10 protein-coding genes, 2 tRNA genes and 3 rRNA genes are annotated in these 21,151 nt (G+C 37.6%); 2 read left to right on the top strand and 13 right to left on the bottom strand.

Annotated features, from left to right (window positions below):
• Window positions 1–6 precede the first annotated feature (6 nt).
• Both ACQQ6V_RS09175 and ACQQ6V_RS09180 read right to left on the bottom strand, forming a co-directional pair.
• Window positions 7–1,104, bottom strand: coding sequence for an Mrp/NBP35 family ATP-binding protein (locus tag ACQQ6V_RS09175; protein WP_448845223.1), 1,098 nt, complete (start codon window positions 1,102–1,104; stop codon window positions 7–9).
• A 93-nt stretch (window positions 1,105–1,197) separates the two neighbouring features.
• A complete protein-coding gene (locus ACQQ6V_RS09180) occupies window positions 1,198–2,733 on the bottom strand; it encodes a dicarboxylate/amino acid:cation symporter (protein ID WP_448845224.1) in 1,536 nt (511 codons plus the stop codon).
• 157 nt (window positions 2,734–2,890) lie between these two features.
• Between ACQQ6V_RS09180 and ACQQ6V_RS09185 the strand changes: the two genes are divergently transcribed.
• The gene (locus ACQQ6V_RS09185) at window positions 2,891–3,721 is read left to right on the top strand and encodes a UDP-2,3-diacylglucosamine diphosphatase (protein ID WP_448845225.1); all 831 of its coding nucleotides are present in this window, start codon (window positions 2,891–2,893) and stop codon (window positions 3,719–3,721) included.
• The gene (locus ACQQ6V_RS09190) at window positions 3,718–4,692 is read left to right on the top strand and encodes a glycosyltransferase family protein (RefSeq protein WP_448845226.1); all 975 of its coding nucleotides are present in this window, start codon (window positions 3,718–3,720) and stop codon (window positions 4,690–4,692) included. Before ACQQ6V_RS09185 ends, ACQQ6V_RS09190 begins: the two co-directional genes overlap by 4 nt.
• A gap of 94 nt (window positions 4,693–4,786) precedes the next feature.
• Here the strand turns inward: ACQQ6V_RS09190 and ACQQ6V_RS09195 are convergent, their stop codons facing one another.
• From ACQQ6V_RS09195 to ruvA, 11 genes are all read right to left on the bottom strand, one after another.
• On the bottom strand, window positions 4,787–5,203 hold the full coding sequence (locus ACQQ6V_RS09195; protein ID WP_448845227.1) for an SH3 domain-containing protein: 417 nt from the start codon (window positions 5,201–5,203) through the stop codon (window positions 4,787–4,789).
• 6 nt (window positions 5,204–5,209) lie between these two features.
• Window positions 5,210–5,689, bottom strand: a complete 480-nt coding sequence (locus ACQQ6V_RS09200; RefSeq protein ID WP_448845228.1) for a BON domain-containing protein — start codon at window positions 5,687–5,689, stop codon at window positions 5,210–5,212.
• 600 nt (window positions 5,690–6,289) lie between these two features.
• A 5S ribosomal RNA gene (gene rrf / locus ACQQ6V_RS09205) occupies window positions 6,290–6,397 on the bottom strand.
• A gap of 141 nt (window positions 6,398–6,538) precedes the next feature.
• Window positions 6,539–9,302, bottom strand: a 23S ribosomal RNA gene (locus ACQQ6V_RS09210).
• 155 nt (window positions 9,303–9,457) lie between these two features.
• Window positions 9,458–9,531, bottom strand: a tRNA-Ala gene (locus ACQQ6V_RS09215).
• Window positions 9,532–9,630: 99 nt separating this feature from the next.
• Window positions 9,631–9,704: transfer RNA gene (locus ACQQ6V_RS09220), tRNA-Ile, on the bottom strand.
• 216 nt (window positions 9,705–9,920) lie between these two features.
• Window positions 9,921–11,438, bottom strand: a 16S ribosomal RNA gene (locus ACQQ6V_RS09225).
• The 16S, 23S and 5S rRNA genes sit together here with 2 tRNA genes alongside, the layout of an rRNA operon.
• A gap of 925 nt (window positions 11,439–12,363) precedes the next feature.
• Window positions 12,364–12,774, bottom strand: coding sequence for a VanZ family protein (locus ACQQ6V_RS09230; RefSeq protein ID WP_448845229.1), 411 nt, complete (start codon window positions 12,772–12,774; stop codon window positions 12,364–12,366).
• Window positions 12,725–13,102, bottom strand: a complete 378-nt coding sequence (gene gcvH, locus ACQQ6V_RS09235) for a glycine cleavage system protein GcvH (RefSeq protein ID WP_448845230.1) — start codon at window positions 13,100–13,102, stop codon at window positions 12,725–12,727. Before gcvH ends, ACQQ6V_RS09230 begins: the two co-directional genes overlap by 50 nt.
• A gap of 280 nt (window positions 13,103–13,382) precedes the next feature.
• Entirely contained in the window at window positions 13,383–20,489 is a 7,107-nt protein-coding gene (sov, locus tag ACQQ6V_RS09240; protein ID WP_448845231.1) for a T9SS outer membrane translocon Sov/SprA, read from the bottom strand.
• Between the two features lie 72 nt (window positions 20,490–20,561).
• Window positions 20,562–21,146, bottom strand: coding sequence for a Holliday junction branch migration protein RuvA (ruvA, locus tag ACQQ6V_RS09245; RefSeq protein WP_448845232.1), 585 nt, complete (start codon window positions 21,144–21,146; stop codon window positions 20,562–20,564).
• Window positions 21,147–21,151: the final 5 nt, after the last annotated feature.

The raw sequence follows: 21,151 nt of genomic DNA on the forward strand, positions 1-21,151 counted from the left end.
CTTTTGTTATTTTTTAGGTGAACAACCTGCCATGGTTGTAATTTTTACAGCTTCTGTAGGTGGTAAGCTCTTATTACGTTCTACCAAGCTTTCTATCATATTCTGAGCAGTTTTTGTATATATATCTGCTATTATAGAATTTTCTTGCAATGCTGCAGGACGACCTACATCTCCCGCTTCTCTTATACTTTGGATCAAAGGAATCTCGCCTAATACAGGAATTCCTAAGTCTTCTGCCATATATTGAGCGCCTTGCTTACCGAATATATAATATTTATTCTCTGGTAATTCTTCTGGTGTAAAATACGCCATATTTTCTACTAATCCAAGAACTGGGATGTTAATACTTTCCATATTAAACATTGCAATACCTTTTCTTACATCTGCTAACGCAATATGCTGTGGTGTACTTACAATAACAGCACCCGTAACTGGCACTTCTTGGATAATAGATAAATGAATATCTCCTGTACCTGGAGGAAGATCTATTAGTAAGAAATCTAACTCTCCCCAATTGGCATCTCTCAACATCTGATTAAGCGCTTTGCTTGCCATTGGGCCTCTCCATACTACAGCTTGGTTGGCACCAGAGAAATATCCGATAGACAACATTTTAACACCGTAATTTTCTATTGGTTGCATTAGGCTTTTGCCATTAACATCTACAGAGATTGGTTTTTGACCTTCGGTATCAAACATAGTTGGTACGGATGGTCCATAGATATCAGCATCTAAAATACCAACCTTGAAACCCATCTTTGCCAAAGTAACTGCCAAGTTAGCAGAAACGGTAGACTTACCCACACCACCTTTACCAGAGGCAACGGCAATAATATTTTTTATCCCAGGAAGTTCTTTCCCTTTGATTTCGTTTTGAGGAGGAAGTTCTGGCGAAGCAATTTTTAATTTAAGATTAATTTCTTCTCCAAACTCGGATGCGAAAGCTTGCTTCATCGCAACTTCTAACTTCTTTTTCTCGTGCATAGCAGGAGAATGCGCAGTCATATCAATATAAACATCATTGCCCATCATATGCAGATTGGTCACTAGATCATCAACTTCTATTTCCTTTAAAAAGGCCTGAACTTTATCTTTCGTCAACATAAAAATTTACTTCAAAAATATCTTACAAAAATACGGAAATAAAAACAATTATCCCATCTTAGTAATCATTGCTAACTATAAGTCTTATAGAAATTAACTCTCTAATGGTTCTCCCAGCTCTCCTTCCCACTTGCTAACGGCAGAAGTTGCTAATGCATTACCTAATGCGTTGGTCATACTTCTTCCCATGTCACAGAAGTGATCTATCGGTAATATCAAAGCAATACCTTCTGGCGGAATCCCAAACATAGAGCATGTTGCAACAATAATTACCAAACTTGCACGCGGTACACCTGCAATACCCTTACTCGTTAACATAAGTACTAATAACATCACTATCTGCTGCCCTAATGACATCTCAATTCCATAAATCTGAGCTATAAATATTGATGCAAATGTCATATACATCATACTTCCATCTAGGTTAAAGGAATAACCTAAGGGTAAGATAAATGATACAATTTTTTTATTACAACCAAAATTTTCTAATTCTTCTACTAATTTCGGGAATACAGCTTCTGAGCTGGTTGTAGAAAACGCAATTAGCAATGGTGCTTTTATTCTTTTAATCAAATCAAATAAACGATTACCTAAAATTATATATCCTACAAGCAACAAAACCAACCAAAGAATACCTAATGCGAAGAAAAAGTCTCTTAAATAAATAGCATAGACTTTAAAAATCTCAAACCCATTGGTTGCAACAACGGCTGCAATAGCTCCTAATACTCCTAGAGGTGCTACCCACATAATATAACCTACCATCTTAAGAATCCCGTGTGCACAGATATCTAATGCTTTTACAACAGGCTTAGTATATTCTTCTCCCAATGCAGACAAAGCAATACCAAACATCACGGCAAAGATTACAATCTGCAATACTTCATTGGTTGCAAAAGCTTCAAACACACTTTTTGGTACAACATGAGATACAAACTGTTCTAATGATAAACCATCATGTGCACTCTTCATTAAGTCACCTGCCGCATCAGAAGCAGGCTTTTCAAGATGCATCATTTTCCCGGGTTCTAACCAATTAACAAGTGCTAAACCTATTAATAATGATACAAACGATGCGGTAAGAAACCAAGCCATAGCCTTACTACCAACACGCCCTACCATACTAATATCACTCATCTTTGCAATACCCACAACCAAAGTTGTAAATACCAAAGGTGCAATAATCATCTGTACTAGTCGGATAAAAATAGTCCCCAATAGCTTTATCATTTCTGAGAAAGACGTGATATCATCTACAACAGAAGCTCTGCCGTTTTTCGATTTTTTTTCAACCTTTTCTATTTGAACATCCTTTTTTCCTTTTAATGCAGTGGGTTCAAAAACGGCTTTCACTTCTTTATCAACAACCAAAATATCTTGTCCTTGGAAAACCTTAGTTAATGAGTCCTTTTTTTCTGGATTAACTGCGATGTAAATTTTCTGAGAAAGTGCCTTCCCATCGCTGGTTACAAATTTGACTTCATCCAAAGGAGCATGTTTTGCATCCACAAGATCTGTGTTAATTCTAATCTCCGTTCCTCTTTGGAATTTATTAACAACACCGCCCAATATCACACCAATAACTAGCGCAACAATAATGGCAATAAAAAGTTTATTTTGTCCTTTCATAATAATTTCTAATACTGCAAATATAAAGTTTTGAAATTAACTCGATAATCAAACCATAAATTACGCTTAAGTCTCTGCTAGTTAATTTCTTATAAAGGTAAAATTCAATTAATATTCAGTTCAAATTAAAACACTTTTTTTGTATAAATAAAAGATTATGCAGCGACATCCGGAAATCGTAGTAATTTCTGACGTTCATCTAGGAACTTATGGTTGCAAAGCCAAAGAATTGTTGCGCTATCTGCAATCCATTCAGCCAAAGATATTAATACTAAATGGTGACATTATTGATATCTGGCAATTTAAGAAATCATATTTTCCGAAAGCACATCTTAAAGTAATCAAAAAACTGATAAGCTTTGCAACAAAAGGTACAGAAGTCTACTACATTACAGGAAATCATGATGAGAGTTTCCGAAAATTTGCAGATCTAGAGTTAGGCAAATTAAAGTTATGCAACAAAGCGACCTTTGACCTTGATGGTAAAAAAGTATGGATTTTTCATGGTGATGTTTTTGATGCTTCTGTCCAACATTCTAAATGGATTGCAAAATTAGGAGGAAAAGGTTATGACCTACTTATCCAAATTAATAATGTACTGAACTGGTTTTTGTTGAAAATGGGAAAAGAAAAATATTCTCTTTCTAAAAAAATTAAAAATAATGTCAAAAAAGCTGTAAAATACATAGGAGATTTTGAAATAACCGCATCAGAATTAGCAATAGAAAATCATTATGATTATGTCATATGTGGCCATATCCATCAACCTCAAAAAAGACTCGTTAAAAATAAAAAAGGAGAATGTATCTACCTAAATTCTGGTGATTGGATAGAAAACCTAAGCGCTTTGGAGTACCAAAATGGCGAATGGAATATCGTTCTTTATGAGGATATAAAAGATAAAATAACTACCGTAGATGATAAAGAAGACGACTTCCCACTTCTTAATATTGAAGACATTATACAGTTCAAAACTCACTTAACATGAAACTGTTATACGCCATACAAGGGACAGGAAATGGACATATCGCAAGAGCTCAAGAGATAATCCCCATCCTGAAAAAACATGCTTTGGTAGATGTTCTCATCAGTGGACATCAAAGCCAACTAAAACCATCATTAGAAATAGATTATCAATTTAGTGGACTATCTTTATTGTACAATAGCCATGGCGGATTGTCTTATAAAAAAACCTTGCTAGAAAATAATTATTGCAAAGCCATTAAAGTTATACAATCACTAGATCTAAAAGGTTACGATCTCATCATTAATGATTTTGAGCCTTTAACAGCTTGGGCAGCAAAATTGAAAAACTTACCCATCTTGGCATTAAGCCATCAAGCAGCCTTATCTTTTGATGGCGTACCAAAACCTCCGTCTAAAAATTGGCTCGGAGAAAAAATATTGAAATATTACGCCCCGTGCAAAAACAAAATTGGGTTTCATTTTCAATCTTATCATCCTGATATAAAAACACCAGTAATTAGAAAAAATATCCGAGAATTAGAGCCTAAGCAAGACAACTTCTTCTTGGTTTACCTTCCTAGTTTTTCGGACGATATTTTAATCAAAACATTATCAAAAGTAGATGTTTCCTGGAAAATATTTTCACGCTATGCCACTTATTATCGCAAAATCAATAATGTTGAAATATTCCCCATAGATCAAAAAAATTTTCTAACACAATTTTCTAACTGCAAAGGTATCTTATGTAACGCAGGCTTCGAAGCACCAGCAGAAGCTCTGTATCTTAACAAAAAGTTATTTGTTATCCCTATTCATAATCAATATGAACAACTTTGCAATGCCTTAGCACTAAAAGAAATTGGCATATCGACTTCTACAGAACTTAATCCCGAATTATTAAAAGAATGGATTCATAAAAAAGAAGATTTAACAATCGATTATCCTAATAACATAGAGCAGATTTTATTAAAGGAAGTATTAAAATTTAGATAATGAACTAAATCACTTCTGTTAATGACTTCACCTTAAACAAAAAAACCTCTGAAAATAATCAGAGGTTATTATTATATATTGTAATTAATATATTTTAGGCTTTAAGATATCTTGCATAGGCATATCCTTCTACGCCATCAGCTGTCTTTACTTTCCACCATTCGTCAGAACTTTGTTCTACTAATGTCACTGTGGAGCCTTTTGCAGCTTTACCTAGTACACTCGCATCAGTAGATGGATTCTGTCTTATGTTAAGATTAGACTCATCTGTAGCAACAGTCAAACTTGCTCCAGCTGACAAGCCAGAAACTTGCACATCTATATTAATATCTGTAGCAGTATAATTAGGATCAATTGTTCCTAAGGCATTCCATACTGTATCTTTTGCCGCACTATTACTTGCAGATCCAGTAATATATAAAATACCGTCTTGCTCCTGAACGCTAAGACCTGAAATACCTGCAGACTGAGCCGCAGATACAACGTTTGCATATTTCTCTTGTAAACTCATAATCTTTTATTTAACTACAATTTTATTATCATATTTACCGATTTTAAGAGCATCTACAGACTCTTTTACTTTTCTAGCATCAGCAGAAGAAGCAGTTCCTGTCAAAGTAAGGACACCATTAACATTTTCAGCTTTAACAGTTTTGATATCCTTAACGGCATCATTAACTTTTTGTAAAATTGCAGGATCTACAACATTAACTTCTACCGGAGCAGGAGGTGCTGCAATAGTTGCCATATCATGTACATCTTTAATACCTTCAACTTTTTTAAGATCAGCAATTGCTGCTTCTTTTTCAGCTGGTGTTGCAAAACTACCGCTTAAGTGAGCTTGTCCATCTTTAACTTCAACCGATACACCAGGATACGCTACTACTACAGTTGTTGCTTTGGTCGTCAAATCTGCATCGGAAACTTTTTTCTTACAAGAAACTGCAGCAAAAGATACCATTAAGGCTAATGCTGTCATTTTAAGTGTTTTTTTCATAGTAAAATAATATTTTATATTCTATCAAAAGTAATAATAAAACTCTTACCAAAAATAAAACAAATGATAAAATTTTCTTAAAATAAAATATGCAACAGATAATTATTACTAATATACCCTACTGAGGAGCATGTAATTGTTCTTTTATTAATCCAATCTAAAATGGAAAAATAATAACCTCTCTTATTATTTAGTACTAAATAATATACAACTCTACAATAATTACATTCCAATCTTTTCTATGGCGCTTGCCCTATCCTTCCTTGCTTAGGTCCAGGCTTAGGCTATGTCACCGGGCTATCCGCTACTATCTTTTTCTTATTTCAGTGTCTATATTTCGTTGTTTAGAACTTCATCACCTCAAAATCTATTACAATAATCACCAGAAGCCAAAAGAAAAAGGATAACCGCTTCTATCCCTAGCGCGAGGACGATGCGACAATTCGAGGATGTCGAGATACGGTGATATGCCATTTCGTTTCTCATGTCTTTTCATCACATTTCTAATATCTAACTTCTAAAGTTTAATATCTTTCGTCTTTTTTCAAAAGTATAGACCAAAAAAAAGCTCAATCAACTAAATGATTGAGCTTTAAAAAAAACTGGCGGCGACCTACTCTCCCGCGTTAGCAGTACCATCGGCGCTAGAGGGCTTAACTTCTGTGTTCGGAATGGGAACAGGTGAGCCCCTCTGCTAAAACCACCCTAAATAAGGTATATTTTAGTTTTGGGTATTTAGTGTTGGCTATTTAGCATTCATACTAAAAACAATACACTAAAAACTATGTTTATCGATAAAAACGTTCACAAAGACAAAACCTTTGGCGCGCAAACTTGCGCTTTACAATAGGCTATAAATCTACGGGTAATTAGTACTACTTGGCTATGACATTACTGCCTTTACACCTATAGCCTATCAACGTGGTCATCTCCCACGACCCTTAAAAGAAGTCTAATCTTGCGGCGAGTTTCGCACTTATATGCTTTCAGTGCTTATCTCTTCCAAACGTAGCTACTCAGCGGTGCACCTGGCGGTACAACTGATACACCAGAGGTTTGTTCAACACGGTCCTCTCGTACTAGAGTCAAGTCCGCTCAAACTTCTAACGCCCGCAATAGATAGAGACCGAACTGTCTCACGACGTTCTGAACCCAGCTCGCGTGCCACTTTAATGGGCGAACAGCCCAACCCTTGGACCTTCTCCAGCCCCAGGATGTGACGAGCCGACATCGAGGTGCCGAACCTCCCCGTCGATGTGAGCTCTTGGGGGAGACTAGCCTGTTATCCCCGGAGTACCTTTTATCCTATGAGCGATGGCCCTTCCATACGGAACCACCGGATCACTATGTCCTGCTTTCGCACCTGATCGACTTGTTGGTCTCACAGTCAAGCACCCTTATGCCATTACACTCTACGCACGGTTACCAAGCGTGCTGAGGGTACCTTTGAAAGCCTCCGTTACTCTTTTGGAGGCGACCACCCCAGTCAAACTACCCACCACGCAATGTCCTTCTAAAAGAAGTTAGGCTCCAAGTAAGTAAAGGGTGGTATTTCAACGTTGACTCCACAAACACTAGCGTGCCTGCTTCAAAGTCTCCCACCTATCCTACACATTACTTACTCAAAGTCAATACGAAGTTATAGTAAAGGTTCACAGGGTCTTTTCGTCCCATTGCGGGTAATCGGCATCTTCACCGATACTACAATTTCACCGAGCTCGTGGCTGAGACAGTGCCCAGATCGTTACACCATTCGTGCAGGTCGGAACTTACCCGACAAGGAATTTCGCTACCTTAGGACCGTTATAGTTACGGCCGCCGTTTACTGGGGCTTCAGTCAAACGCTTCGCTTACGCTAACGCCCTTCCTTAACCTTCCAGCACCGGGCAGGTGTCAGACCCTATACAGCATCTTTCGATTTAGCAGAGTCCTGTGTTTTTGATAAACAGTCGCCTGGGCCTCTTCACTGCGGCCAACATTGCTGTTGGCGTCTCTTCTTCCGAAGTTACGAGACTATTTTGCCTAGTTCCTTAGCCACGACTCACTCGAGCACCTTAGGATTCTCTCCTCGACTACCTGTGTCGGTTTTGGTACGGGTTGCTTCACTTCGGCTTTTCTTGGAAGCGCTTTCCTTACAACAACTTCGCCCGAAGGCTAGGTCTTGACTATTCCGTCAGTCTCCAGTAAGTACGGCACTCCGTCCCCTTTTTAGTGTGAGCAAGTATGGGAATATTAACCCATTGTCCATCCACTTCCACGTTCGGGTTCGCGTTAGGTCCAGACTAACCCTCAGCTGATTAGCATGGCTGAGGAAACCTTAGTCTTTCGGTGAGGGGGTTTCTCGCCCCCTTTATCGTTACTTATGCCTACATTTTCTTTTCTATCCGCTCCACAATACCTCACGATACTGCTTCGGCGCAAATAGAATGCTCTCCTACCAGATATACCCCTAAGGTATAAATCCATAGCTTCGGTAATATGTTTATGCCCGATTATTATCCATGCCGGACCGCTCGACTAGTGAGCTGTTACGCACTCTTTAAATGAATGGCTGCTTCCAAGCCAACATCCTAGCTGTCAATGCAGTCCAACCGCGTTATTTCAACTTAACATATATTTGGGACCTTAGCTGTTGGTCTGGGTTCTTTCCCTCTCGGACATGGACCTTAGCACCCATGCCCTCACTGCCGTAGAACATTTATTAGCATTCGGAGTTTGTCAGGAATTGGTAGGATTTGACTCCCCCGCATCCAATCAGTAGCTCTACCTCTAATAAACTTATATACGACGCTGCACCTAAATGCATTTCGGAGAGTACGAGCTATCTCCCAGTTTGATTGGCCTTTCACCCCTACCCACAAGTCATCCGAAGACTTTTCAACGTCAACCGGTTCGGTCCTCCACTTTGTGTTACCAAAGCTTCAACCTGCCCATGGGTAGATCACAAGGTTTCGCGTCTAATACTACTAACTAAGCGCCCTATTCAGACTCGCTTTCGCTCCGGCTCCGGACCTGAAGTCCTTAACCTCGCTAGTAACATTAACTCGTAGGCTCATTATGCAAAAGGCACGCCGTCACTCAACTTGTGAGCTCCGACCGCTTGTAGGCGTACGGTTTCAGGTTCTATTTCACCCTTCTATTCGAAGTGCTTTTCACCTTTCCTTCACAGTACTTGTTCACTATCGGTCTTTCAGGAGTATTTAGCCTTGGAGGATCGTCCCCCCATATTCAGACAGGATTTCACGTGTCCCGCCATACTCATTTATCATCTAAATATACCTTTCGAATACCGGGCTATCACCGTCTACGGCTGTTCTTTCCAGAACATTCTTCTAAATATATAAAGACTTTTGGGCTAATCCGCGTTCGCTCGCCACTACTTACGGAATCTCTTCGATTTCTTTTCCTCCGGGTACTTAGATGTTTCAGTTCTCCGGGTTTGCTTCTCAATGTAAACATCAAGATGACTGGTCTTCAACCAGACGGGTTGCCCCATTCGGACATCTGCGGATCAATTCGTGTGTGCCGATCCCCGCAGCTTTTCGCAGCTTACCACGTCCTTCTTCGCCTCTGAAAGCCTAGGCATCCGCCATACGCCCTTAACGATTTCTTTCCTATTGGTTACTCAAGCGCTTGTTTGCGCTCGGTTTTCTCTTTGTGATGTCTTTACCGTTAATGTCAATGATCTTTGTTTTCTTCTTATTTGTCTGATGAACAATTGTTGTTTTTGGCTCCAATCGTAACTTTTAAATCAAACTCCTAAAACTGTGGAGAATAAGGGAGTCGAACCCTTGACCTCCTGCGTGCAAGGCAGGCGCTCTAGCCAGCTGAGCTAATTCCCCCTCTAGTTAAGATGTTAGATACTAGATTTAGATCTTAGACTTTTGCTCACGCATATATCTAACTTCTAAATTCTGACCTCTAACCTCTATTCCAATTAGTAGTCTCGGGCAGGCTCGAACTGCCGACCTCTACATTATCAGTGTAGCGCTCTAACCAGCTGAGCTACGAGACTTCGTTTTAGATGTTAGATTTTAGATAATAAAGGTTAGACTAATTTCTAACTTCTAATTCCTAACTTCTTTTTCCAAATCTCTTCCCTATACTAATTTCTAGTGGGTTTATCTTTTTTATATATCCAACCGAGTAAAAAAACCAAAACTTGTAGTTTTGTCTAAGGAGTTGTTGTCAATTTAATGACTTGTACGTTTTTCGTCTTAAAGACGCTCTAAAATGAGATGTTCCAGCCGCACCTTCCGGTACGGCTACCTTGTTACGACTTAGCCCTAGTTACCTGTTTTACCCTAGGCAGCTCCTGTTACGGTCACCGACTTCAGGTACCCCAGACTTCCATGGCTTGACGGGCGGTGTGTACAAGGCCCGGGAACGTATTCACCGCGCCATGGCTGATGCGCGATTACTAGCGATTCCAGCTTCATAGAGTCGAGTTGCAGACTCCAATCCGAACTGAGAACGGCTTTCGAGATTTGCATCCAGTCGCCTGGTAGCGTCCCTCTGTACCGTCCATTGTAGCACGTGTGTGGCCCAAGGCGTAAGGGCCGTGATGATTTGACGTCATCCCCACCTTCCTCTCTACTTGCGTAGGCAGTCTCACTAGAGTCCTCAACTTAATGTTAGCAACTAGTGACAGGGGTTGCGCTCGTTGCAGGACTTAACCTAACACCTCACGGCACGAGCTGACGACAACCATGCAGCACCTTGAAAATTGTCCGAAGAAAAGTCTATTTCTAAACCTGTCAATTCCCATTTAAGCCTTGGTAAGGTTACCTCGCGTATCATCGAATTAAACCACATGCTCCACCGCTTGTGCGGCCACCGTCAATTCCTTTGAGTTTCATTCTTGCGAACGTACTCCCCAGGTGGCTAACTTATCACTTTCGCTTAGTCTCTGAAACCTAAATCCCAAAAACGAGTTAGCATCGTTTACGGCGTGGACTACCAGGGTATCTAATCCTGTTCGCTCCCCACGCTTTCGTCCATCAGCGTCAGTTAAAACATAGTGACCTGCCTTCGCAATTGGTGTTCTAAGTAATATCTATGCATTTCACCGCTACACTACTTATTCCAGCCACTTCTACTTTACTCAAGACTTGCAGTATCAATGGCAGTTCGACAGTTAAGCTGCCGGATTTCACCACTGACTTACAAGCCCGCCTACGGACCCTTTAAACCCAATAAATCCGGATAACGCTTGCACCCTCCGTATTACCGCGGCTGCTGGCACGGAGTTAGCCGGTGCTTATTCATATAGTACCTTCAGCTACTTACACGTAAGTAGGTTTATCCCTATATAAAAGAAGTTTACAATCCATAGAACCGTCGTCCTTCACGCGGGATGGCTGGATCAGGCTCTCACCCATTGTCCAATATTCCTCACTGCTGCCTCCAGGTAGGAGTCTGGTCCGTGTCTCAGTACCAGTGTGGGGGATCACCCTCTCAGGCCCCCTAAAGATCGTAGACTTGGTGAGCCGTTACCTCACCAACTATCTAATCTTGCGCGTGCCCATCTTTATCCACCGGAGTTTTCAATAAATCAAGATGCCTTGACTCATATTATGGAGTATTAATCCGAATTTCTTCGGGCTATCCCCCTGATAAAGGTAGGTTGCACACGTGTTACGCACCCGTGCGCCGCTCTCAATGTCCCGAAGGACATCTACCGCTCGGCTTGCATGTGTTAGGCCTCCCGCTAGCGTTCATCCTGAGCCAGGATCAAACTCTCCATTGTATGTTGGTTTGTCCTTAAACTCTACTCAATCCTAAAATTGACGCTTTGGTTTTTTTTCCTTACTTGGTTGTTATATGTTATTTCAATGATCTATATTCTTCTCGCTTTTCTATCAGGAATCTTCTCTGTCAGTCGTCCCTGATTTGCGAGTGCAAAAGTAAAAACTTTTTCCGATATACACAACTCTTATTATTACTATTTTTCTTAGCCATAATAATCATCATCACACATCTTATACTCTACTCCTACGCTTGCTAATCTATCTCGATTTGCGTTTGCAAAAGTAAAACTTTTTATCAATACTCGCAAATAAAATTTGTATTTATTTTTTGAGAATCTTTATAGTTTATGTCATCTTTACTGTCTTCTGCGCCGCTCTTATCTCTAATTGCGACTGCAAAGGTAAGCCCTTTACATATCTCCCGCAAACTTATTGTGAACTATTTATTAACGCATCCTTAAACACACTGAAATTCAATGCTATTTTTTTAATCTTAGTCTTCAGACATGGATATGGGATTCGAAGATTGGAAAATGCAACGATGATACAATACAGCGAGAGGCTATATAAAATAAACCTATCTAATTAGTCAGGCGCATCTTTTTTAACGGGAAGGATTCGATTTTAAATAATGAAAGTAAGCTTCTAGTTGCCCTCTTTGCTCGCAATAGGGATGGAAGCGACATCCTTTTTCTTGTGGAATGAGGCGGCGCAGCGAAGCGGAGACACCTGAGTGACAAAAGTAAAAGATACAGCGGACAGCCCGACCCTATAGCAAAGGCTTGCGCCAAGGCAAGGGTATTGCCAAAATTGATGCGATGATTTGACAATATGGTGATGAGCAAATGTGATAATGAGCAGATATAATTTGAGGAATGGAAATACTCGACAATATTATGAGAATTGGTTATATCCCGAGAAGTATCAATTTTGAAAAAATACCTTATCGATGTATCTATATATATAGTAAGCTAAAACTGCTCCCGCCATATCCGCTACAACATCTAAAATTTCTAATGAGCGTCCAAAGCCCATTGTTTCTTGCAAAATCTCTGTTAACAAAGCATAAGCTAACATTAATTGGAGGTACAAGACATAGCGTATTTTAGGAAAACTTATACAAATAAAAAAACCTAGCGCTCCAAAGATCCCAAAATGTAAAACCTTGTCTATACCTGGAAACATAAAGGAATATTCTTGATTCTCTACACCTGGACGTAAGAGCATATAAGTAAGAAATGCCCAATAAATGGGCAATATAATCTTACGAAAAGTTGGCGAATATCTATCCAAGACTTTCTTGATATTCTTGAGCAGAAAGTAAAACAGAAACATCTGTACCTTCTTCTAATTGCAATTTTATGATCCAACCTTCTCCATATGGATCTGAGTTAAGAAGTTCTGGTTGATCTTCTAGAGCCGCATTAAACTCAATAACAGTACCTGCTACTGGCAAGAAAAGATCTGATACAGTTTTTACTGCTTCTACGCTACCGAAAACGTCTCCAGATGCTAAAGCATCATCTACAGTATCTACATCTACAAAAACGATATCGCCCAACTCGCTTTGTGCAAAGTCTGTAATACCTATTGTTGCAACGTTATCTTCGATCTTAATCCACTCGTGATCTTTGGTGTACTTTAATTCTGATGGTGTATTCATTTTCTTATTTTAGATAGAAGCAAATTTAACAGAATTTTCTTTATGCTCCAATAATAAAGATGAGTTTCTGATGATTTGGAATTAATCTATAGTAGCGTACAAAATATACCGAGAAATAGGTATTTCTAAAATGATCTAAAAACTTGAAATTTGAACTCAAGAATAACACAAGTGATGAAAAAAAACAAAAACTAATCATAGACCATTTTAACTTCGTCAAATTAAACAGAAAGGACTCTTGAATTATCAAGAGTCCTTTTTTATGTATATCAATTGAGATCTAGAATCCTGATCCACCAGCTCCTCCAAATGTAAAGGTTGCCGTTATACCAGCTCTTACCGTTGACAACGGGAAGGCGGTAGAAATCTTATACTTAGTCATCATCTGATCGTAGAAGAATTTTAAGTTAAAATTCTGTGACATGTTATAATCCGCAGAGAATTTAACCGTCATTAATCTTTGTCCACCTGTTACCTGAGAATCATCCACCAAGATATTGGTAATTCTTGTACGATTATCTCTAATGGCTAGATCTGCACGGATATTAAGATCACTCTTTATATCTCTCGGTTTTCCTTTAAAGTTAATTCTCAGCTTAAGATCCTTAAGAATATAACCGTATCCAATGACATACTCATTACCAGAATCTTCTGTTAAAGTATGGTTAACTAATCCTAACATAAAGGTACGATCTCTATTATATTGAACTCTGAACTGCATATTATTACGCATTGTTACATCTACACCTAACAATGGTGCATATGACTCTACATAACCAACTTGTGTAAAAGTGTAAGGGTTAATATAATTGCCATTAACATCTTTTCTAGAATTATCATTGCTTGCAAAATAATCTACATTAGACTGCATACCCGTCATTGTATAAGTAGATGCGTACGAGTGCAAGACATCAAACTTAGAAAACTGACTGTTAACAATAGGGATATTTTTCAGTCCAGAGTAAGTGATGTTCCAATTTGGTAAAGGGAAACCTGCTTTTTTAGGATCTCCTAATTGCTTTGGTGATTTTCCTTCTATCGCAGCTTTAAAGGCTGGTATCAATACATAGGCATTAGACTTACTGTATCCTACTTTATAACCTTCTGTATCAAACTGATCTGGTCCGACCTCTCTTGACAAGGATTGTTGAGATATAATTTTTGCGTTATCCTTAATCGTATTGTATAAGTATGATCCATCTTTAAAAGAAGTCCCCATAGTCCAAGATGTCGTAGAGTAAGTGACTAACTCTGATCCGAAAGAAAACTTAGGATCTGGATTAATATTAAACCCTGTCTGCATATAATTACGATTATAGTTTTGTAATACCTTAAAATCAATTCTTAGATCATTAACTGGCATCACTTGCAAGTTAGCAGTAAGACTTCTTGTGTTAGTTTCCATGTAAGGGTCTGTCATCAGATAAGAGTTAGATAGCCAACCATTCTCTAAGGCTATTCTTCTAATATCAGCTTGTGAGCCTAACAAGAATCCTGTTGTAGGACCTCCTAAAGTCTGGCCTATACCATAGAAGTTAGGTGCAGACAATAATCCTGGTAATACAATACCATTATTTTCATTATAATTAATATCCAATTGCTTAAAGGAAGTTAAGGCATAAGCCACCGCCTGGATTGGATTTAACTTATTTTTAAATTTATAAGATTTGAAAGCAGACTTTCTATTCTTCTTCAAGAAATTTTGACTATAAGCATTATTAAGAGAGTCAATTTCTTGTCTACGTTTTTGCATCTTGTCATTTATAGTCTGGAAATATTTAAACTTACCAAAAAACTTAGGTATATCTACAGTAGAAGTAGCAACAATTGTATTGGTATTTTGTCCTATATTACCCAGATCATGTACAACATTAGGGTTTTCCGGATCTACAAAACTTCTCAAAGCTGTTGATCTAGCATTCCAATTATACTGGAAACCGTAACCCACCTCAGCATTGATAAAATCTAAGTAAGGTAAATTCTCAAAAGGTAATCTATAATTAAGCTGAACTCTATGATTATATTGCACAGGACGTCCCGCACGGAAAGGATTGCCAAAAATGCTTGATGTTGACATATCATTAACGTTAAGATTATCATTAAGCGTTCTCGTCTCCGAGTTAATTTCCATCTTTAAAGACTTAGTAAAATTAAATCCTAAGCTATATTGCCACCCGAAATAGAACATCCTATTTCTAAGAACATCAAAGTTATTATTAGAGTTACCACTAAGAATTGCTTCTACATTTCTAAATTCTAACTCGTTATAATTACGATCCAAAATAGTTCTGAATGATAATCTCGTTGGTATCGGGTTAAAGTTAACTTCTTTTACCCATTTCAAATATTTATATGATTTTGCAGTGTCGCTAATCATTTTATTAAACGGTCTTAAAACATATGGCTTAAAGGTAAAGTTGTACTCCAACGATCCTTTAAGATATTGTCTGTAATTACGTTTTGTATAGATATCACGGAAATAATCATCATTATAAACTGTTGTTAATGATAAGTTTTCTACATCATAAAATTTCGGTTTTTTATTAGGGTTCATACGGTCTTTACGCATGTTAACCACTCCAATACTACGCTGTTGTGTAAAGGTACTTACTACTTTTTTCAGTTCAGATTCATTAGGTGCTCCTTTTAGCTGAATATCATTATCTAATGGATTATACTTAGGATCTTCCATGGTCTGAGAATAAGAATAGTTAAGCGGGATTTTTAATCCTATTTTTTCTGGAATAAACTTATCCACGTTAACCGTCGTATTAATACTAAATGCTGTGTGAGCAGACTGCGCACGCTCTGCTGGCTTCTGGTCTATTGCCCCAAAACCAACTGACGAGTGAGAAACATTAGCATTAACCAAAGCAAAATCTGCAAGATTAAAGTTAAGACTCGCATTACCTGCATAACCGCCTTTGTTTTCTATCTCTGATAATCTAATCTCATTAACCCAAAGTACTATATCTCTAGGATCTTTATTCTTACCACGGACACCAAGCATAATGGTTGTTACGTTACCTAGGCTCGGGCGTCCTTTAATATAAATCTGCTTGTTAGGATCTTGAGAATTATATTCCGTATAAGAATAACGGGTATTGAACAAATTATTATTTCCGCCAGCTCTTTCTGCCTCATCACGCGCTTGCTTTGCATTAACAAACTCTTGAATTGCCAAGTTAACCTGATTTTCTGTTGGCCAAATATCTAATGGCGAGATAGCATTCTGCGCTGTATATTTTAAAGAAGCTTCATATTCATAGTAGTTATCTGTAGCATCAGTCCCAAAACGAATAAAGAATTTGGAATTTTCATCAACTTCTTTGTCGATCGTGTTTTTCAGGTTTTCTGCATGTACAAATAACTCAAGTTTCTTGTAACGACGCATATCCAAGTTGGTATTTTTGAAAACACCTCTAGCTTTGTCTTCTAGTTTAGTCACCTTCATGTAAAGTGAAGATTCATTTTGTCTTTGTGCGCCTGCATTACCACTTAAGATCTGTCTGTCTATCCCTGGAGGAATAACATATGGTGGTTTCCCCAGTGCATTTTCTTCTAAGTTTACACTTCCGACATCAAAACCTACAGAAGTATCAATACTTGCCTGGCCTTCATCAGGAGCAGTAACATCACCAGCTGCCAATTTATTAGTATATTTTCTCCAATCTGATCTTACTAAATCTAATGATCCAAATCTTAAAGTCGAAGTCTGATTAAAACCATTAACAATCATTCTGGCAAATCTCACATTATTAAGGATTGTAGGATCTGCATTACCTACTCCTGCACCAATATCATATTGAGACACTGGCACACGGAAAAGATACCATTTTACTTTTGAGTTTTGTCCATTTTCGAACTTTACGTTAACTTCTTTGATATCAACAATTTTGTTAGTTCCGTTCAATACCATTTTGTCTTTAGCCAAGTCAATTGTATATTGATTATAATCTTCACTTGTATCTAAGTTATAATCTCTATTGATATCTTCTGCATCTGGTGTTTGTGATGCAACTTGTAAGCTATTAGCATTAGAGTTACCTTGTGGATTACGGAAGTATCTATAACGATCAACTAGTGAAGACGCCAACTCTCCCTGGAATTTGTCTGACATATAAAACAAGAAGTTATCAGACGCTGGATCTAGCTCATTAGTAATTGGATTGATAAAGTTAACGTTATACTTCGCTGCTTCAAATTCGTCATTAAGTCCATCATAACCTAAATCTTGTTGCGCTCTCTCTTCTCCTTCTGTAGAAAATGCATACAAAATCGGGAATTGCTTTGGTTGATCTCCCCAATTAGATGTCGTCGTTTGAGATGGTGTAGATGCAGTTGGCATTCCGTTTTCATAATTAAGTTTACCATCTTTAAGAACATCTTCAGAAACGTTACCTAATTGAAGTAATAATTTAGGATTTGGGCCTAAGTTATTACCATCTGCATAAGGATCCATCATCCAGAATTCTACATACTCGATGTTAGAATTAATAAAATTAGAGACATTAATAGGTCGCATTAATCCACCCCAACGTTGCTCTGGATTTTCTTCCAAACTATTAACATTATAAGGTCCTCTTAAGTTAGGATAGAAAGTCACATCAAAGGTATTAAGCAAAGTCTGCTCTCCTGCAACAAAATCTCTTTCGTTAAAAAGTTCAGACATATGCACTCTTCTCGATCTGTGATTAGAAATAACTTGAGGATTAATACCATTAGGAGCTTTACCTCCAACACCATAAAATCTTGGATCAATATTATACCAAGACGTTAGACCTCTGAGATATCCTGATTTTAAATCATTATCTGCAAAACTACCGAATTGTGTACCACTTTTTTCTGGCTTAGAAGCAATGCTCCAAAGACCTGGTTCTTTTAGAGAAATTTTAGAAGTAGTTTGTTCGAAATCATCAATATAAGATTGATTGTTGGTACTGTTATTTTGTCCCGGCATTAGATAAGCTGCTTCTGCACGGAAATTAAGATTAGAAGGCGCCTCTGTATTAATAAAAGGAATCTTATCTGTTAACCTCGTCAAGAATGGCAACTCATTATTATACATAATATTGAAGCCTGCCATCGTATTGTTAACAGCTTCTTGACCATAATTAACCTTTTGCGTTAATGGTCTTTCTGCATAATTAACAACCGTTGCTCCAAGCGTCAAGTGGTCATTGAATTTTCTTTCTAAATTTAATCCTAAGAAGCTTTTTCTTTGGGTATTAAACATCATTTGGTTTTCCAGAGAAATATTAATTGCCTGTCCAGATTGTTTTACAGCCTCATTAATAATCGTTACCGCACCAAGCATATAGTCTACAGTATAATCTACACCTTCTACTAACTGTACGCCATTAGCTGTAACTTTAACCGATCCTTGTGGTACGTTAATAGCTCCTAGAGAAATACCTTGTCCTTGGCTACCTTTATAACGTCCTTCTATAACATAACGTTGAGATAGATTACTTCCTTTGGCGGTCTCTTTTTGTACATTATATAATTCTTTATAGACATACTTAGACTCATCCTCGCCATCCTTAAGTTGAGACTTTATAAAGCTACCAAAAGGTTCTACTTTTGTGAAAATTAATTTACCGTTTTCTGGCTCTATTGTGATATTAGGAACAAAGTCAAAAATACCATCTCCAAGAACACCATTATCAGATTGAATGTCATTATTAACATTAAGCCTATCCCAGTTTAATAATTTCAATAAGTTAGGATTAGTAACATTTGTTGTCTTAGTTGTTATTGGTAAATAATTAAGTTTACCACCAGAAATTTGATCTCTGTAGAATACGTTAAGCAAGAAATCCTGTTTTTGGATTTGATTAGCATTCATCGGGTAGATGTTTTTCATCATCAACTTCCACATTGGAGAAGTTGGCGTATTCTTAAGATTGGATTTCAAAAGCTTGGTAACTAACACTGGACTTTCTTCAGAAAATTCTCCAACTTTATAGACTTGATCAGATCCCGTAATCGTATATGAATAAGACACTGCTAGAAACTGGTTATCGTTCAATCTTTGATTTAAAGATATGTAACCTAATTGCGGACTGAATTTATATTCATTAGCGCTAAGACGTCTTGCTTTTCTGTTGTATATAAATTCTTCTCCGTTATTGTATGGACTAGAAGTCCCATCTCCAGTAGGAAAAGGCTGTCCGTTAATGCTATTAGTATAATCTGTAGCAACATCCCTTGTAGTTCCTAAAGCTTTCGTTATGGCTTGATAAATTCCATTCTGTGCATTGCCTGGGTAACCAGCAGCTCCCTCACCGAGATCCCTTATCCCAACAATACTTTTTTGTTCTTGTAAGTTACCTGCGCCCTGATCAGACACCCAGACTTCCATCCTTGTAATATTAATTCTAGAATTAATTAATGGATAGTTAATTAGAGCATCATCATATTTCCCTGTAAAATAATGTCCTACAAAGTAGTGTTGGTTATCTTCATAATCATAGGCATTTACCTTAAAGGTAGACACTGCACCACCTCCTTGTACAACAATATTTCTAGCTTCACCTTGTTGCTGAGAAAGCACAAAAGTCCCCGTTGTCTTACCCAACTGAAACTCTGTTTTTAAACCAAATAAAGACTCCGACCCTCTTATCAAGCTGGTAGAAAGAGGCATATTAACATTCCCGAATTCTACTTTCTTTATGATACGATCTTCTGGATCAGTTTTATTAGGGTCTGTATTAAGTCCTTTGGATTGTAAGTCTTTCCAAGTTCCTTTAGATTGCCAAACAAGGTTCATTCTGTTTTCGAAGGCAAATCCACTTTGGGTATCATAATTGGCTTTAAGCTGTAGATTATCTCCTACTTTCCCAGTTAATCCCAACTGCATTCTTTGCTGGATATTAATGGCAAAACTGCTACGATTTTGCGGAAGAATCATTGGATTATCAATCTTCTGCATTAATACTCCTAGATCAAATGAAGCAAAACCCTGAGGAATTAATTCAATTTTATTACTCCCGAAGATATTTTCGAACATCTTATTCTTTACGGTAACTGTAGGTAAAAGACCTTTTTTGACAATGTCACTTTTGTCTTTTCTGTTTCCGAGGTTATGATTGTCTGATTTTTCTTGAAAGTACTTCTGAAGCTGATTTTTAAGCATATATTGTCGATACTGCTCAAAAGTCATAGCAATAGGCGTCCCCACTACTGTATTTCCTAATTTGGGATACAGATAGTAAAGTCCATCTTTCACATCATAAAATGCTTCATACTTGATTGGACTAGGGATGTTAAAATTATGTCGTATTGATGTACTATCTGTAGGTGTTATCTGTGCATTGACACTACTCCATCCTACCAAAAATACTAGTAGTACTAATATTTTATTAAGGTAAATTTCTCTCTTCACTTATATGTTTTTTAATGACATCCGAGAGAAGAAAATTTCAAACGCAAAAAAAACGTTCTTCTCTCTAATGTGTTAAATATTCTTTAAAATTTGTTTCACTAATTCTTCAACAGAAAGATCTGGATTTTGTTTTAAAATTCTATCCGCAATCTTATCACTGGTTCTTTTAGGAATACCTAATACCTCTAAAGCAGATAACGATTCTTCTTTCACTTTATTATTCAGACTATTAGAAATATTTTCTGCAGAAATCCCGTATTTATCTACCTTATCCTTTAGGTCTACGATAATTCTTTCAGCAGTTTTTGCTCCAATACCTTTAGCTTTTTGAAGGCTAACACCACTACCAGATAAGATAGAACTAGCAATCTCAGAAAGGCTAAGAGATGATAATAAAATTAGAGCCGAAGCAGCTCCTACACCGTTAACACTTATTAACAGATTAAACATTTCTTTTTCATCTTTTGTGATAAATCCATAAAGAAGATTAGCATCTTCTCTAACAATATGTTGTGTAAAAATATGAACCGACTTACCAACAGACAAATGCTGCGAGCTTTGAAGACTGATCCCGACATAATATCCCACTCCATTAACATTAATAACGGCATAAGTTGGAGATAATTCTTCTACAGTTCCTTTTAGGGAATAAATCATAACTT

This window comes from Chryseobacterium electrogenes (assembly GCF_053553015.1).

Coding starts and splice junctions, on each gene's coding strand:
- ruvA (WP_448845232.1), bottom strand. CDS start 21,146: ATGATTTATTCCCTAAAAGGAACTGTAGAAGAATTATCTCCAACTTAT.
- ACQQ6V_RS09230 (WP_448845229.1), bottom strand. CDS start 12,774: ATGTTTCTGTTTTACTTTCTGCTCAAGAATATCAAGAAAGTCTTGGAT.
- gcvH (WP_448845230.1), bottom strand. CDS start 13,102: ATGAATACACCATCAGAATTAAAGTACACCAAAGATCACGAGTGGATT.
- ACQQ6V_RS09190 (WP_448845226.1), top strand. CDS start 3,718: ATGAAACTGTTATACGCCATACAAGGGACAGGAAATGGACATATCGCA.
- ACQQ6V_RS09175 (WP_448845223.1), bottom strand. CDS start 1,104: ATGTTGACGAAAGATAAAGTTCAGGCCTTTTTAAAGGAAATAGAAGTT.
- ACQQ6V_RS09200 (WP_448845228.1), bottom strand. CDS start 5,689: ATGAAAAAAACACTTAAAATGACAGCATTAGCCTTAATGGTATCTTTT.
- ACQQ6V_RS09180 (WP_448845224.1), bottom strand. CDS start 2,733: ATGAAAGGACAAAATAAACTTTTTATTGCCATTATTGTTGCGCTAGTT.
- ACQQ6V_RS09195 (WP_448845227.1), bottom strand. CDS start 5,203: ATGAGTTTACAAGAGAAATATGCAAACGTTGTATCTGCGGCTCAGTCT.
- ACQQ6V_RS09185 (WP_448845225.1), top strand. CDS start 2,891: ATGCAGCGACATCCGGAAATCGTAGTAATTTCTGACGTTCATCTAGGA.